This is a genomic window from Xanthomarina sp. GH4-25 (genome assembly GCF_045363175.1).
GTDB lineage: Bacteria > Bacteroidota > Bacteroidia > Flavobacteriales > Flavobacteriaceae > Xanthomarina.
The window spans coordinates 191,500-207,018 of the sequence record NZ_JBJFLO010000005.1; the positions used below are offsets into that span (position 1 = coordinate 191,500).

A 15,519-nucleotide genomic window follows, 5' to 3' on the forward strand; every position below is an offset into this window, starting at 1 on the left:
AGAAAAAAAATCTATTTCAAAGATACAACTTATGCTTGTTTAACACTATTTTTAAATAATGTTTCGAGTAACTGTAACAAATTTTAAAAAAGACTACTTATAGTATAACTAAACCATCCTTTTGAATAAAGAATTAGAACATAATTTTATTGAAGAGTTAGAAAAGAATCAAAACATTGTGCATAAAGTGTGTAGAATTTACACAAACAATCAAGAGGCACATAACGATTTATTTCAGGAAATAACCATACAACTTTGGAAAGCTTATCCGAAATTTCGAGGCGATTCAAAATTTAGTACATGGATGTATCGTGTTGGTTTAAATACTGCCATAACACTTTATAGAAAACGTAAACGGTCTATTAAAACTGAAGAATTCGACTCGTTTCAATATAAAATTTCATCTGAACCTTATGATGATACTGAAGAGGAACAATTAAAATTGTTATACAAAGCAGTACATCAATTAAACGATATTGAAAAAGCACTTGTCTTCCTTTATTTGGAGGACAAAAACTATAAAGAAATTAGTGAAACAATAGGAATTAGTGAAGTTAATGCGCGTGTGAAGATGAATCGAGTAAAAAACAAATTAAGAACTATTTTAAATCCGTAAACATATGGATGAATTAGAATTATTAAAAAAAGACTGGAAAAAAGATGAAGATACAAAGTATCCGAAGCTATCCTATAATGAAATCTATAAAATGATTTTGAAGAAATCGTCTTCTATTGTCAAATGGATCTTTATTATTAGCATATTAGAATTTGCTCTTTGGACTTTAATTTCATTTGCTTTTAAAAACACCGATTATAACAAGCGTTTTGAAAGTTATCATGCTGAAAATATCATGATTCCATTCTTAATATTAGGCTATATCATTTTAGCTTATTTTTTCTATAAATTTTACATGAATTATAGAACTATTTCGGCTACAGATAGCGCCAAAATTTTAATGGAAAACATCTTGAAAACAAGACGAACCGTTAAACACTATGTTGGTTTCAACCTTATTTATATGGCTGTTTCGGCGTTTGTTGCCTTGGGTATTCAGTTTGATAGAGATGAAGACATGATTTCCTTGGTGGAAAAAGCTTCGGCAAATGGTGAAGCCTTTAAATTTTATGCAATTACCATTGTTTTAACCCTTGTATTTTTAGCAGTGTTTATTGCCGTTATTCTAGGTTTTTATTATTTAATTTATGGCATCTTATTAAAACGACTTAATAAAAATTATAAAGAACTTAAAAAACTAGAAGTGTAAATATAACACCTCTAATAAGGTCCAGAAATCAGATTAATAATCATCTTCAAGACGCCATTTTCGTTTTTTATTTAATTCTTCTTTTTCCTCTAATTCTTCACGAGGTATCACTTTTAAAAACGAAGGGTGCTGTTCGATGGCATATTCTATTTTTTCAACGATATCTGCAATACTTTCATTATCATAATCGATAACAAGTGGTTCTTTAACTTCAAAAGTTTGTAAGATATTTTTCTTTTTTACACGCAAACCTTTCTTATCAAAAGATCGTCTAAAACCATCAATGACAATAGGTACAACCACAGGTTTATAATGTTTAATAATATGGGCTGTTCCTTTCCTTATAGGTTTAAATGGTGTGGTGGTTCCTTGAGGGAACGTAATAACCCAACCATCGTCTAAAGCTTTCTTTATATTAGAAATATCGCTCATTTTAACCTGACGCTTAACATCTTCACCTTTAGATCGCCATGTACGTTCAATACTAATCGAACCAGCATAAGCCAATATTTTTGGCAATAATCCAGACTTCATCGTCTCTTTTGCTGCAACGTAGTAGATATTTAATTTTGGGTTCCACAAATAACCAATGTTCTTAATATTGTCTCCTCTATTACTTAAACTTGCATTAAAAACATGAAACATGGCAACGACATCAGCAAAATATGTTTGGTGATTTGAAATAAACAAGACGTTTGTTTCTGGTAAGTTTTTAATTATTTCTGAGCCTTCAATTTGAAGCTCATTAAACCCTCTAAACCTTCTGTGGGAGAGAGAACCAATGATTCTAATAACCCATTTTTTTATAAAAAGTAAGTGTCCGAAAGGATTTCTTTTAAACAAACCCATAAAAGATTTTTTTCTTAGTTAGATAGCACAAAGATACTAAAAACAGAACCTTTACATAGCCTGTTTTAACAAGTCTTTAATTTCGCTTAACATCATAGCTGTTGCTCCCCAGACTATATGTCCGTTTAAATTAAATGCTGGAACCACTACATCTCTATTATACGAAGTAGCAACCGTTTTTTGCACCACATTTATATCGTTAATAAAATCTTGCAATGTCACTTCTAAAATATCTTCCACCTCTTCGTCCTGCTTAATAAAACTAGGAGTGATTCTAGAAATTCCAATAAAAGGCTGCACAAAAAAGTTGCTAGGTGGAATATAAACTTGTGTTAGTTTTCTTAAAACCTCAATGCAATTTTCTGGCACACCAACCTCTTCAAAAGTTTCTCTAACAGCAGCAGCTTCAATGGAAGCATCTGATTTTTCTAACTTCCCACCAGGGAATCCTATTTGTGCAGAATGCACACCTTTATAGGTCTTTCTTAATATTAAAACCAGATTTGTCTCTAAGTTCAAATTCGGATAAAATAGCGCCATCACACCTGCGTGCTTAGCATCTTTAATTACATACTTTTGTTTTTCTTTCAAAGCTTCTCTAAAAGGTGGCGACATTTTTAACTGAGAAGGTTCGGCTGGAAGTGGTATATTTTCTATTTTTGAAATGAGCTTACAAAATTTATCAAATTCCATAGTTTTCTAAATGCTATCAAAAAACATAAGCAACCATTAATAAATCTGAATATAAAAAAGGATCAAAATTCATTTATGAAGTATATTTTTCTAGTTGTAGTTAGTTTGTTCTTATTGAATTGTGAAGATAAACAATCTGATAAAAAAACAAATACATCGGTTACAGAAACAAGCAAAAAAAATAAAAAAGACACTTTTTCTGAGAAAGATGTCGAAATTAAAACGATAGAGAAAGAGCCTGAACGTTTAACAGACGAAAATGCTATGGAGTTTTTTCTTCAATACGAAAAAGAAAATCCTGAAAATAAAGTACGCATCACCACTCGTTTTGGAGACATTGACATTTTATTATTTAATGAAACAAAATTTCATCGTGCTAATTTTATTTTTTTAACGAAACAAAACTATTTTGAAGGCACACAATTTTATCGTGTTATCAATAATTTTATTATTCAAGCTGGAAACTCTGACGATTCTAAAGTGTCTAAAAAACGCAACAACATTGGCAGGTATCTTTTACCTACCGATACTAAGCGTGGTTTTAAACACGATAGAGGTGTTATAAGTATGCCTAGTGGTGAGATAGACAATCCATACAAATTAGCATCTCCATTTGAATTTTTTATTGTTCAACAAGAAGGTGGTGCACACCATTTGGATGGCGATTATACTATTTTTGGAAAAGTAATAAAAGGTTTAGATGTTGTTGATATGATAGCCAAACAAAAAACAGATGTTGGAGATTGGCCTTTACAAAACATTTACATTGAAAAAGTTGAAATTTTAGAATAGTTAAAAAATTGAAATCAAAATTAAATTTCAATTATGATTTTATTAGTCTTTATACAAACTTGGTAGACTAATTTTAAATCGAATAGCTAATAATCTTACCAAGATCACAATAAATCCTGCAATAACAAAAGCTATGTCGATATCTATTGGGAGCTTTTTTATTAAAAAATAAGAAAACCCACCAACAATACAAGCAGTAGCATATATCTCTTTCCTAAAAATAACTGGAATTTCGTTGCATAATATATCGCGAATAACACCACCAAAACAAGCAGAAATAGTCCCTAAGGAAACACAAATAATAGGGTTTAATCCTGCAGATATGCCTTTTTCTACACCAACAACTGTATAAAGTCCTATTCCAATAGTGTCGAATAACAGCAATGATTTTCTTAAATAATCTATTTTAGATTTAAAAATTACGGTAAATATGGTAGAAGCTAGAATAACATAAGCATACGTCATGTTTTTCATCCAACTAACTGGCGTGTCTCCTATTAAAATATCGCGTAAGGTTCCACCACCAACAGCTGTTACAAACGCAATTATTAAAACTCCAAAAGGATCCATTCTTTTGTTTAAAGCAACTAAAACACCAGATATGGCAAAAGCGATAGTTCCTAATATATCAATGGCGTAAAACATATTTTATAAATTCTTGTTCTAAAACATTCTTCTTAAATAGATGTACAAAATAAAGGTAAAAGCACTCAATAATAAAGCTAATATTGATTAAATTCTGATTAAAACAGAATAGATATATACAATTCAAGCAATTAAATTTACAATTGGGTAAGTATTCTTATCTTCACATGCATAATAATTAGACATTTGAAAAGTATTAATCAATAAATCAACAAAAATGAAAACACTAACTTTAATTTTATCACTTATTTTAACTTCAACATTAAGTTTTGCTCAAGAAAGTACAGAAACCTACAGTATTACTGTAAAAGTAGATAATGCTTTAAGTGATGAAGGTCACATGTTAATTGGTCTGCATACAGAAGACACTTTTATGAAAGCAAAAGGGGTTCAGATCTCTAAAAGCGAGATAGTAGATGGCACTGTTGCAGTTACTTTCGACAATGTAACACCTGGAACTTATGCTATTATGGTGTTCCATGATGCAAATGATAATGAAAAAATGGATTTCGATACTACAGGAAGACCTAGTGAATCTTATGGTATGTCTAATAACCCTGTACTTTTTGGCCCACCAAATTTTACAGACGCAAAATTTGAATTAGTAGATGAAGATATAGAAGTTGTAATTCGATTCTAATTCATTATACATCTATAAATAAAAGCGACCAAATAAATATTTGGTCGCTTTTTTATTTACAACACATTTAATCTATTATTAACACTCATTGTTATAAATTTTATTGATAGTTTTTATATTTTTATAGTCTAAATTAATTGGCATGACCATTACACAACTATATTATGTTTTAGCTGTCGCTGAAAATCAGAATTTTACAAAAGCTGCTGAAAAATGTTTTGTTACGCAACCAACATTAAGCATGCAAATACAAAAATTAGAAGACGAATTAGATGTTTTGATTTTTGATAGAAGTAAGAAACCCATTGAACTTACTGAAGTTGGTAGAAAGATTGTTAATCAAGCAAAAAACATTGTCAATGAATCCTATAGAATACAAGACATAGTCGATCAACAAAAAGGTTTTATAGGAGGCGAATTTAAACTTGGTATAATTCCAACTATTATGCCGACACTTCTACCCATGTTTCTAAAAGCTTTTATTAAAAAGTATCCGAAAATTAAACTTAAAATAGAAGAATTAACAACTGAAGATATTATAACTAGGTTAAACGAAGGGCATTTAGATGCAGCTATTGCTGCAACTCCATTGGAAACCGATAGCATTAAAGAACGAGTCTTATATTTCGAACCATTTGTTGGTTATATTCCCGAACATCATAGATTACACAGTAAACAAAAAATTAACACTTCAGATTTAGATATTGAAGATATGCTACTTCTAGAAGATGGGCATTGTTTTAGAGATGGTGTTATTAATCTTTGTAAAGCATTTAAAAGTCAAGTAGATTCGCATTTCCAAATAGAAAGTGGTAGCATAGAAACCTTAATTAAACTTTCTAATGAAGGTATGGGAATGACACTTCTACCCTATTTACACACTTTAGATTTAAATGAAAAAGCGAAACTTAATTTACATCATTTTAACGAACCAAGTCCTGCCAGGGAAGTCAGTATTATTTATCATAAAAGTGAGCTTAAAATGCAAATAATAGAAGCCTTACAGAATGTAATTTCTGGCATAATTAGAGGTGCTATTAAATTCCAAAATGTCGAAATAATTAGTCCATTACCTAAATAAAAAAAGCGACCTGTTGGTCGCTTTTAATTTTATTATTCTTTTAGATAGATTAGACATTGATTTAAATCTGGATTTTGCAGTACAAGAGATTGGATATAAATCTTTAACTCTTCAATTTCATAGGGTAATAATCTTTGAAGGGCTTTTTGTACTTCTTTGCAAAACAACGTAGCATCAAAACTAACTTTATTAAGTACTGTTTTGGTGTACTCGAACATTGCTCTCGCCATAATTATTTTAGGTTTTGGTTTAAAAAAGTAGATTTGTTAAATAGGCATTTATGTTTAGTTCTATGTCTAAATTTACTAAAAAAAAGCATTGGTTTTATATTTAAACAAAACTTTAACAGTACACATAAATTTAAAACCTGTTATCTCCATCAAGCAAATCTCCTAACCCTCCTAAGACACTCCCTTCTCCTTTGTCTTTCCCTCCTCCTTTTGGAGCTGAAGCTAAAACTCGTCCAGCCAGCCTACTAAAAGGGAGGGATTGAATAAATACAGTTCCTGGACCTTGAAGTTTTGCAAAAAACAAACCTTCACCTCCAAAAATGGTGTTTTTTATACCTCCAATAAATTCGATATCGTAATCAATATGTTGTGTAAAGCCTATAATACAGCCTGTATCTACTCTTAATATTTCACCTTGTTTTAATTCTTTTTGCACCATGGTTCCACCAGCATGAACAAATGCTTTACCGTCTCCTTCAAGCTTTTGCATAATAAAACCTTCACCCCCAAAAAGGCCTCTGCCTAATTTTTTACTAAATTCTATTCCAATACTAACACCTTTAGCTGCGCATAAAAAAGCATCTTTTTGACAAATAAACTTCCCGTTAAAAGCCGTTAAATCTATCGGAATTATTTTTCCAGGATATGGTGAGGCAAAACTTACTTTACGTTTTCCTGTTAAGTTATTATAGAAAGCAGTCATAAATAAACTTTCACCAGTAAGTATTCGTTTTCCAGCTCCAAGTATGGAATCTAAAAACCCTTTGCTTTTAGCAGAACCATCGCCAAAAATAGTTTCCATTTTAATCCCGTCGTCCATCATCATAAAACTTCCTGCTTCTGCAACTACGCCTTCTTGTGGATCTAATTCTATTTCCACAAATTGCATTTCTTCACCGTATATTTTATAATCTATTTCGTGTGCTGTCATAATAATTTATGTTTAATTTATACTTTATATGTTGCAGAAAATAACATTTTGTTACAATTAAGCTCTTACTTTTACAGACCAAGTGAAAGTAAATCTTGACACTTCTATGTTATTAGAGTTTTTGCCAACAACATTTAAAGTAATTTGCTCTCCTAACTCGGTTTGTATGGCTTTATTAATAACCTCATCTACCAAAAGCCCTTCGGAACACTCAAAAGTAATTCTTCCAGTGGCTTTTTTAGAATAGCTTGCATCATTTTTAACTAATAGCATCGCAATATTTTTACCACTTGCTTCTATTTTATTTATTATTAATGCCCCTGTAGTTAATTCGGCAGCCATACCTTGTACTGCCCAAAATAAAGATTTAAACGGGTTTTGATTAATCCATCGATGTTTTACGCTAACAATACATCTTTCTGCATCTAAATGTTTTGTACGAACTCCAGTAAAATAGGCCGACGGTAATTTAAAAAGTAAAAAGCTATTAAGTTTTTTGGGAGTTATTTTCATGTTTTGATTTTGAAATTAAAAATAGGATTTAATCATTCAAAGATAAGATTTCAATAATTTAAAAAATAATGGACGCTTATTTCTTTTCAACAACAAATGCTGGAGGATATGTTGTTGTAAACAACCCATTCCAACTACTGGCAAAAATCATTTTTGTTCCATCTCTATTTACAACAGCTTGAGCTTGCTCTTCATAACTATCATGGTAGGTTGCATGATGTTCTCCAAACCTTTCTATGGTATTGCTTGAATCTAATTTTATAGCAAATAGTTCCTTTTTTCCTATCGTCTCACAACATCCTTCACTCACGTAGGCCCAACCTGGTCTTTTTGTATTTCTACAACTTATATGTCCTCCCCAAACACCAGTAGCTTCTGTGTATTTAAAGAGTGGTGTAACTAACCCATCGGAAAGCCGAACCATTTTCATATAAAAATGATTAGGTCTGGTTGTTTTATCTCCAAAAGCGACGTACACTTCATTTCCTTCAGTATCAATTCCTAAATCTGAATGTGTAGTGTAATTATTTAGATGCCTTTTATTCGTCAAATCTATATCGTATGCTTTTAATCCCTGATTTTCTTCTTCCCCATCTTCAGAAAAAGCAGTAATAGCAAAATTACCTAAAGGACTTACCGAAAACCAGGCTAAATTAACAGCACCAAGATAATCTGTGCCAACAATTTGATTGTTTTGAATATCGAACACTAGTAACGTTAATTCGTTTTCATTAACTCCTACAATGCCAATATATTTATCATTATAAGACATATTCCCTTTATTAAGTCCATAACTAATTTTTTCAAAATCACTGAATTCATAAATTTCTCGAATGTTATTACTCTTTAAACTATAAGAAACCAACCTGTTTTTTAAAGTCCCATACATCACATCTGGATTGGTATTAGACCAGGTAGCAGAGTTTGGAATATCTGCCCATTTAATAAATTTATAAGTGCTTCCATCAAGAATGGCTGCTGGGTAACCAGATAGTTTAATAAAGGTCTCATTACTGTTCCATGGAGAATCTAAACTATAGTGATGTCTTAGTCTTTGACTATCTCCTTCAAAGACAGAAACATCGCTTATTCTTGTTATTTGATAACCAAACTTATTTGTAAAAGGCTTTAAATAATCTGGTGTATTCGTTGGAGACTGATACGTTTTCCAAGCAACATCCATAATATTTTCTTCAACAGGATGAGTTTGAGAAATACAACTTGAACACAGTATAGTCAAGACATAAGCGAATTTTTTAATCATAACTTAGTTATAAATTAGACGATATTAATCGTACCCCAATTTATTAAAAATAACCGAACTACAATTTGTTAATGTTTTGTTAAATTTTAGTACTTTGTATTGCATAATACCTTCTTTTAGATATATATTTGCATAAGAAACTATTATATGCTTTTAAAATGTTAGACAATCACCAAAAAAATATTGCCACATTTATTCATCTTTCAACCTTCTCTAGATTTATTATACCTCTTGGGAATTTTATAGGACCTTTAATATTATGGATTGCAAATAAAGACAAATCAGAATTTGTAGATGCTCATGGAAAACAAGCAATTAATTTTCAGATAAGCATTTTATTATATGCTATTATTTTAGGAATGTTAACAATTCCGTTCTTTGTTTTTAATCTATTTAGTGGTTTAGATTTTATAAATATTGACACGTTTGACAGCATTCATTTAAGCTTAACAAAACCTTCGCCACTTTTATATATAACAGGTGGATTAGGTTTTATAGCTTTTACGGGATTCATACTAGAGCTCGTTTTTATTGTAAAGGCTGGTTTGGCAGCAAAAGATGGCGAATATTACAAATACCCATTAACCATTAACTTTTTAAAATAAAATCATCAATTCTTCTTTGTTAAAACATAGAAGTATAAATCAAAATCAAAAAATGAACAGTTTAAAAAAATTAAAACGATTGACACTATGAAGATAGAGAACACAAAGGCACAAATGCGAAAAGGTGTTTTAGAATACTGCATTTTATCTGTCCTTAAAGATGAGGATGCATATGTAGCAGAAATTTTAGGCACTCTTAAAGACGCAAAACTGTTAGTGGTTGAAGGCACCATTTATCCTTTACTAACACGTCTTAAAAACGCAGGACTTCTCAATTACAGATGGGAGGAATCAACATCAGGACCACCAAGAAAATATTATGGTCTAACAGAAACAGGTAAATTGTTTCTAAACGAATTAAACACTACTTGGAGTGAATTACAAAATGCAGTTAATATAGTAACCAGTCAAAAAAACACAAAATAATGAATAAAACAGTCAACATAAATTTAGCAGGTATCTTTTTTCATATAGATGAAGACGCATACATAAAACTACAACGCTATCTTGAGGCTATAAAACGTTCATTTACAGACTCTCAAGGAAGATCTGAAATCATAGCTGATATTGAAGCAAGAATTGCAGAACTTTTTGGCGAACGTGTCAAACACGAGAAACAAGTTATTGGAAATAAAGAGGTTGATGAAGTCATTACCATAATGGGACAACCAGAAGATTATCTTGTGGACGACGAAATCTTTGAAGATGAACCAAAGACACATCAAAGCAGACCTTCAGGTCGTGCAAAAAAACTATTTAGAGATACAGATAACTCTTATGTAGGAGGTGTCTCTTCTGGGCTTGGGCATTACTTAGGTATTGATGCACTTTGGATTCGTTTAATCTGGATATTATTAATCTTTGGCGCAGGAACAGGTGTCTTACTTTACATTTTATTATGGATTTTAGTTCCAGAAGCTGTAACCACTGCCGACAAGCTAACCATGACTGGCGAGCCTGTTAATATTAGCAACATTGAAAAAAAAATCAAGGACGGCTTTGATGGTGTTTCAAATGCCGCAAGAAATGTATCAGATACGCTTTCTGAAAAAGCAAAAGATGTCTCAAATACTGTTTCCGACGCTGCTAAAAACGTCAATTTTCAAAAGCAAGGAAATAGTCTAAAATCGACATCTAAGTCATTTTTCGATACCATTGGAGATATCTTCATGTTTTTCCTTAAAGTATTTGCGAAATTTATAGGAATCATGCTTATCATTATTGGTTCTGCAACGTTAATAGGACTCATAATAGGATTCTTTACAGTTGGCGCAACCGATTTAATTCATGTTCCTGGTTTCGATTTTATAGACGCAGCAAATGCAGCTAATACACCTATCTGGCTTGTGTCTCTATTAATTCTTTTTGCTATTGGCATTCCATTTTTCTTTGTTTTCTATTTAGGATTAAAAATTTTAGTAAACAATTTAAAATCTATTGGAAACATTGCAAAATTCTCATTACTAGGTCTTTGGTTTATTGCTGTAATTAGCCTAGCGGTTATAGGTGTAAAGCAAGCTAGTGAACATGCTTTTGATGCAAATGTAAACACCAAGGAAACTCTTAATATTACAGCAAACGATACACTTAAAGTTAAGATGACTACAAATGATGCTTATAAAAATAGTGTGTATAGAAATAGTAATTCTGTAAGATTGGTTTATAATGAAAATGATGAAAAAATCATCTATTCATCAGACATTCGTCTTATTGTAAGATCTACTAAAGATAGTTTGGCTTCTTTAAGAATTGAGAAAAGTGCAGAAGGAAGCAGTTATCAACAAGCAAAAGAAAGAGCAAACAACATTAATTACAACTATGTATTAAAAGACAATGAGCTTTTATTAGATGCTTATTTAACAACTGCATACGAAAATAAATTTAGCGATCAAGAAGTAGAACTTATTCTGTATTTACCTGAAGGTTCAACCCTTTATGCAGATGATAACACTTATAGTTTTCATAGAAATTCAAGCTATTACGACGATATTTTAGAGAATGGCATGGAAGAAAAGTATTTAAAAATCATGAATAATGAAATTTTATGTTCAGACTGTCCAGATGAGGATTTTAAAATAGACATCAACGACAACGATTCTCATATTAAAATAAATGACAAAGGCATAGAGATAAAATCGAAAGGTTCTAATCTAGAAATTAATGATGCTGGCGTCAATGCAAATAGCGAAACAATGAAAGTAAACATCGACGAAAACGGTATTAATATTACTTCTGATGATAATCATACAGTTGAGTAATATTATCTAACAGTTCAGAAAAGAAAACTTTTTAAAAACTTAATAAAAAGCAATCTTTGAATCATCAATAAAATCATCAATCAAAAAACGAACAATTATGAGTACACTAACAAAAATCATGGCATCAATTATACTAGCCATCTTAATGATGTCATGTAATTTCGACGGAAATTTTGGAACAGGAATAAATGGAAACGGACAAGTAGTAATTAAAGAACGACCTTTAAATGGCACTTTTAATTCCATTAAAGTGAGTAGAGGTATTGATGTCTATTTAACACAAAGTGATACAGAACGCTTAAGTGTAGAAGCAGACGAAAATCTTCACGATATTATTACTACAAACATTGAAAACGATGTGCTTATTATAACTGCAAGTGAAAACATTGGAAGATCGACTTCTAAAAAAGTGATGTTGCATTTCAATCATATTTCATCTATCAAAACCACAAGTGGTAGCGATGTCGTTTCAACAAATACCATTCGTGTTTCAGATTTAGAATTAAATTCTACTAGTGGAAGCGATATAGAATTATCAATTGATGCCGAATCTGTTTCCTGTCACTCAACCAGTGGTAGCGATATCGAATTAACAGGTAAGACAGATAATTTTATTGCAGAAGCAACAAGTGGTAGTTCTATTGAAGCCGAAAATCTAATGACATTAAATGCGCAAGTAAAAGCTACTAGTGGTGCTGACATTAGAGTAAACACTTCTAAAAAACTTACTGCAAAAGCCTCTAGTGGTGGCGATATTAGATATTCAGGAAATCCAGAAGTTGTAAAAACTAGCGATGGTGTCTCTGGTTCAATAAAAAGAAATTAAACCCCTAACTAACAACCAAAAACTAAAACCATGTCAATCTTTAAGGGATTGAGATGGTTTTTATTAATCTTCATAAAACAAAAAAATCCAAAAACTTTCGTTTTCGGATTTTTTAATAATTTATAATATGCTATTTAGTTATAGTTAGACGTAGACACTTCAAACGAAGCATCTTTAGAAGCCAACCATCTTTCGGCATCTAAAGCTGCCATACATCCAGTTCCTGCTGCTGTAACAGCTTGTCTGTACACATGATCTGCTGCATCTCCAGAAACAAAAACACCTTCTATATTGGTTTTAGAAGTTCCAGGTACATTGATAATATATCCTGTTTCATCTAAATCTAAAAAGTCTTTAAAGATATCTGTATTTGGTTTGTGTCCAATAGCCACAAAAAAGCCAGTTGCTGGAATCTCGTGCTTTTCTTGAGTTTGATTATTAAATACTCTTACTCCAGTCACAACCTGTCCATCTCCTAGAACCTCATCGGTTTCTGTGTTATAAAGAATTTCAATGTTCTCTGTATTTTTAACACGAGCAGCCATAATTTTTGAGGCTCTAAACTCATCACGTCTTACCAACATCGTTACCTTTTTACAAAGCTTTGAGAGGTAATGTGCTTCTTCGCAAGCAGAATCTCCTGCTCCAACAATCACTACTTCTTGATTTCTGTAAAAGAATCCGTCGCAAACAGCACACGCAGAGACACCTCCACCAAGCTTTAAATATTTCTGTTCAGAATCTAACCCTAAATACATGGCCGAAGCTCCAGTAGATATAATTACTGTATCGCAATGAATTTCTTTTGTATCATTTACCCAAACTTTATGTACACCTCCAGAAAAATCAACTTTTGTTACCCAACCGTCGCGTACATCTGTTTCAAAACGTTCAGCTTGTTTTTGTAGCTCAATCATCATTTCTGGTCCTGTAATCCCATCTGGATAACCTGGAAAATTTTCAACTTCGTTAGTTGTTGTTAATTGACCTCCTGGTTGAGTTCCTTGGTATAAAACAGGTTTCATATTTGCTCTGGCAGCATAAATAGCTGCAGTATATCCTGCAGGTCCAGACCCTATTATTAAGCACTTTACTTTTTCTATTGTATCAGACATAATGAAATGTAATTTATATACAACAAAAGTAGAATTTTTATAAGAAACCTTACATGAAACTTATTAAAAGTTATTATTATCATATTAGTTTCTTTGATGCTATTTTTTTATCTCAAATAAAATTAAGAATCATTTTCATTTTCTAAATCCTTTTGATTCTCTTTTGCCTCCTCTTGATCGTTATAAAGCAACGGGTGATCTTGTTTTAAACCTACAATCAAAATAATATTTCGAACTGTATTATAAAGCATGAGTATTACTAAAACCATTAATCCACTTAACATTGATGACATGATTAATGTGAACCAATAAATAGCTTTAAACCATAAGTTTGGCACATTATCTGATTCGGTTATAGGAATATTAAAGACCTGAAATAAAACAAGTGTCACTACAAATAAAAAAGTATCTATTTTGGCAATGCTTAAAACCTCTAAATAATGACTGTCTTTTAGTTTAGATTTGGTTCCAGAGCTAATTCCTAATAAAGTTAAAAGCAATGCTAAAATGGTTGCTGAAGCTAGAATTATGGTATTACACAGCATGTTAATCCCCATTAAAGAGGAACTTAACAACTGTCTGGCTTCGTATCCAGATATATTACCTAATAAAAAAACACTCATACTAATTAGCACAAACGTAATCAATGCTCCATAAATGGCTCTTTTGTTTTGTTTTAAAAATTCTGTCATTGTTAAACAAGTAATTTTATATGAATTAATAATATAATTTTTACAGTTAGTAGGACACTTTTTAAAAAGGTAGATTTATTTATTAAAAAACAAATTATGGGAACAATTGCAATAGATAAAAGAAAAATCATTCTTTATTACCACTCAGAAAACCAATTAGGCAAACAAGCTTATAGTTATTTACAAGCGACAAATAAAAAGATTTTGGCTGTAGATATTTCTAAAACTAAAGTAACTGGAACACAATGGTTAGAAATTTCAGAAAATTTACACACCATACTTTCTAAGTTAATCAATCAAGAACATCCAAATTTTAGAGATTATTACGATTCTGGTATCACCTTAGATAAAGAAGACTGGATAAAAGTACTACAAAAACATCCTGAAACTTTACGTTGCCCAATATTAATTAATGGTGAAAATTACCATCTTATTGAAACGCCATCTGAAGTTTCTAAATACTTAGAAAACGAAGACATTTCTAAGGATGCTCGCTCTAAAAGCTAAATACATTAAATATTTTCATTAGATCGATCGTTTTCTTTTGGAATGTTTTTAAAAAATTCATCCAATTCTGTATCGCTATTTACACCATAATTAGCAGTTACCATCCCTTTTACACCATCGTGTGTTTTAATAACATATAAAATTGACATGTCCGATGGGTTACTCATCCCTTCAAACCTGTGTTCCCTTTCAATAATAATTTGTTTAGGTGAATACATGTTTTTGGTGTCAAGTTCTATTAAAGAACCTTCTTCACATTTAAAATTACTTGTATAACCTTTGTTTTGGTATTTTGTAATAAGATCTAATTCGTTTCTATCGTGTTTCATAATATATTGTATTAATTTAAAAAAGGCAGACGAGCTTTTAAGAATGCTTACCTGCCTTTAACTACCAACCAACTAACTAATCTTTACTAACTAATAAGTACTTGATTCTAATTATTAGTCAAATACATCTTCTACTTCATCTGCAGCGTCATCAACAGCATCTCCTACATCGTCTGCAACATCTTCAATATCGTTGTTTTTTTGCTCTCTACAACTTGGTAAGACCAAGGACATTGTGAATGAAAATAGAAATATATAAAATAGTTTTTTCATGATATGACGTT

General features: G+C 31.2%; 21 protein-coding genes. 10 read left to right on the forward strand and 11 right to left on the reverse strand.

Annotated elements, in window-relative coordinates; genetic code table 11:
• The first annotated feature begins 121 nt into the window (after positions 1 to 121).
• Both ACI5KZ_RS08900 and ACI5KZ_RS08905 read left to right on the forward strand, forming a co-directional pair.
• The gene (locus tag ACI5KZ_RS08900; protein ID WP_406847455.1) at positions 122 to 616 is read left to right on the forward strand and encodes an RNA polymerase sigma factor; all 495 of its coding nucleotides are present in this window, start codon (positions 122 to 124) and stop codon (positions 614 to 616) included.
• A 4-nt stretch (positions 617 to 620) separates the two neighbouring features.
• A complete protein-coding gene (locus ACI5KZ_RS08905) occupies positions 621 to 1,265 on the forward strand; it encodes a hypothetical protein (RefSeq protein WP_109308912.1) in 645 nt (214 codons plus the stop codon).
• Positions 1,266 to 1,298: 33 nt separating this feature from the next.
• On the opposite strand, the gene ACI5KZ_RS08910 is transcribed toward ACI5KZ_RS08905, so the two are convergent.
• The gene (locus ACI5KZ_RS08910; RefSeq protein ID WP_406847456.1) at positions 1,299 to 2,114 is read right to left on the reverse strand and encodes a lysophospholipid acyltransferase family protein; all 816 of its coding nucleotides are present in this window, start codon (positions 2,112 to 2,114) and stop codon (positions 1,299 to 1,301) included.
• 51 nt (positions 2,115 to 2,165) lie between these two features.
• Positions 2,166 to 2,807 carry a CoA pyrophosphatase gene (locus tag ACI5KZ_RS08915; RefSeq protein WP_109308914.1) on the reverse strand — a complete coding sequence of 214 codons (642 nt, stop codon included), beginning with the start codon at positions 2,805 to 2,807 and terminating at the stop codon, positions 2,166 to 2,168.
• Positions 2,808 to 2,882: 75 nt separating this feature from the next.
• Here ACI5KZ_RS08915 and ACI5KZ_RS08920 point away from each other — a divergent pair, with 75 nt between their 5' ends.
• On the forward strand, positions 2,883 to 3,599 hold the full coding sequence (locus tag ACI5KZ_RS08920) for a peptidylprolyl isomerase (RefSeq protein ID WP_109308915.1): 717 nt from the start codon (positions 2,883 to 2,885) through the stop codon (positions 3,597 to 3,599).
• Between the two features lie 42 nt (positions 3,600 to 3,641).
• On the opposite strand, the gene ACI5KZ_RS08925 is transcribed toward ACI5KZ_RS08920, so the two are convergent.
• Positions 3,642 to 4,244, reverse strand: a complete 603-nt coding sequence (locus tag ACI5KZ_RS08925; protein WP_109308916.1) for a trimeric intracellular cation channel family protein — start codon at positions 4,242 to 4,244, stop codon at positions 3,642 to 3,644.
• Between the two features lie 217 nt (positions 4,245 to 4,461).
• On the opposite strand from ACI5KZ_RS08925, the gene ACI5KZ_RS08930 reads away from it, so the two are divergent.
• Complete coding sequence (locus ACI5KZ_RS08930) at positions 4,462 to 4,884, forward strand: DUF2141 domain-containing protein (RefSeq protein ID WP_109308917.1); 423 nt, start codon at positions 4,462 to 4,464, stop codon at positions 4,882 to 4,884.
• Between the two features lie 142 nt (positions 4,885 to 5,026).
• Entirely contained in the window at positions 5,027 to 5,965 is a 939-nt protein-coding gene (locus tag ACI5KZ_RS08935) for a LysR substrate-binding domain-containing protein (protein WP_109308918.1), read from the forward strand.
• Positions 5,966 to 5,997: 32 nt separating this feature from the next.
• Here ACI5KZ_RS08935 and ACI5KZ_RS08940 read toward each other — a convergent pair whose 3' ends face one another.
• From ACI5KZ_RS08940 to ACI5KZ_RS08955, 4 genes are all read right to left on the reverse strand, one after another.
• Positions 5,998 to 6,195, reverse strand: a complete 198-nt coding sequence (locus ACI5KZ_RS08940; protein WP_109308919.1) for a hypothetical protein — start codon at positions 6,193 to 6,195, stop codon at positions 5,998 to 6,000.
• 130 nt (positions 6,196 to 6,325) lie between these two features.
• Complete coding sequence (locus tag ACI5KZ_RS08945) at positions 6,326 to 7,126, reverse strand: TIGR00266 family protein (RefSeq protein WP_109308920.1); 801 nt, start codon at positions 7,124 to 7,126, stop codon at positions 6,326 to 6,328.
• Positions 7,127 to 7,183: 57 nt separating this feature from the next.
• Positions 7,184 to 7,639: a DUF4442 domain-containing protein gene (locus ACI5KZ_RS08950; RefSeq protein WP_109308921.1), complete on the reverse strand. Its 456-nt coding sequence runs from the start codon at positions 7,637 to 7,639 to the stop codon at positions 7,184 to 7,186.
• Positions 7,640 to 7,715: 76 nt separating this feature from the next.
• Positions 7,716 to 8,903: a hypothetical protein gene (locus tag ACI5KZ_RS08955; protein WP_109308922.1), complete on the reverse strand. Its 1,188-nt coding sequence runs from the start codon at positions 8,901 to 8,903 to the stop codon at positions 7,716 to 7,718.
• A gap of 158 nt (positions 8,904 to 9,061) precedes the next feature.
• Between ACI5KZ_RS08955 and ACI5KZ_RS08960 the strand changes: the two genes are divergently transcribed.
• From ACI5KZ_RS08960 to ACI5KZ_RS08975, 4 genes are all read left to right on the forward strand, one after another.
• Complete coding sequence (locus ACI5KZ_RS08960) at positions 9,062 to 9,508, forward strand: DUF4870 domain-containing protein (protein ID WP_406847457.1); 447 nt, start codon at positions 9,062 to 9,064, stop codon at positions 9,506 to 9,508.
• A gap of 87 nt (positions 9,509 to 9,595) precedes the next feature.
• Positions 9,596 to 9,934, forward strand: a complete 339-nt coding sequence (locus ACI5KZ_RS08965) for a PadR family transcriptional regulator (RefSeq protein WP_109308924.1) — start codon at positions 9,596 to 9,598, stop codon at positions 9,932 to 9,934.
• A complete protein-coding gene (locus ACI5KZ_RS08970; protein ID WP_406847458.1) occupies positions 9,934 to 11,766 on the forward strand; it encodes a PspC domain-containing protein in 1,833 nt (610 codons plus the stop codon). The genes ACI5KZ_RS08965 and ACI5KZ_RS08970 overlap by 1 nt, the downstream gene beginning before the upstream one ends.
• A 97-nt stretch (positions 11,767 to 11,863) precedes the next feature.
• Entirely contained in the window at positions 11,864 to 12,592 is a 729-nt protein-coding gene (locus ACI5KZ_RS08975; RefSeq protein WP_165815805.1) for a head GIN domain-containing protein, read from the forward strand.
• 134 nt (positions 12,593 to 12,726) lie between these two features.
• On the opposite strand, the gene trxB is transcribed toward ACI5KZ_RS08975, so the two are convergent.
• Complete coding sequence (gene trxB, locus ACI5KZ_RS08980; RefSeq protein ID WP_109308926.1) at positions 12,727 to 13,707, reverse strand: thioredoxin-disulfide reductase; 981 nt, start codon at positions 13,705 to 13,707, stop codon at positions 12,727 to 12,729.
• A gap of 122 nt (positions 13,708 to 13,829) precedes the next feature.
• Positions 13,830 to 14,399, reverse strand: coding sequence for a hypothetical protein (locus tag ACI5KZ_RS08985; RefSeq protein ID WP_109308927.1), 570 nt, complete (start codon positions 14,397 to 14,399; stop codon positions 13,830 to 13,832).
• A 96-nt stretch (positions 14,400 to 14,495) separates the two neighbouring features.
• Here ACI5KZ_RS08985 and ACI5KZ_RS08990 point away from each other — a divergent pair, with 96 nt between their 5' ends.
• On the forward strand, positions 14,496 to 14,906 hold the full coding sequence (locus ACI5KZ_RS08990; RefSeq protein WP_109308928.1) for an arsenate reductase family protein: 411 nt from the start codon (positions 14,496 to 14,498) through the stop codon (positions 14,904 to 14,906).
• Positions 14,907 to 14,911: 5 nt separating this feature from the next.
• Here ACI5KZ_RS08990 and ACI5KZ_RS08995 read toward each other — a convergent pair whose 3' ends face one another.
• Together ACI5KZ_RS08995 and ACI5KZ_RS09000 are read right to left on the reverse strand one after the other, a co-directional pair.
• Positions 14,912 to 15,235, reverse strand: a complete 324-nt coding sequence (locus ACI5KZ_RS08995) for a hypothetical protein (RefSeq protein WP_406847459.1) — start codon at positions 15,233 to 15,235, stop codon at positions 14,912 to 14,914.
• Positions 15,236 to 15,349: 114 nt separating this feature from the next.
• Positions 15,350 to 15,508 (reverse strand): hypothetical protein, encoded by a 159-nt coding sequence (locus ACI5KZ_RS09000; RefSeq protein ID WP_165815806.1) that lies wholly within the window; start codon positions 15,506 to 15,508, stop codon positions 15,350 to 15,352.
• Positions 15,509 to 15,519 lie beyond the last annotated feature (11 nt).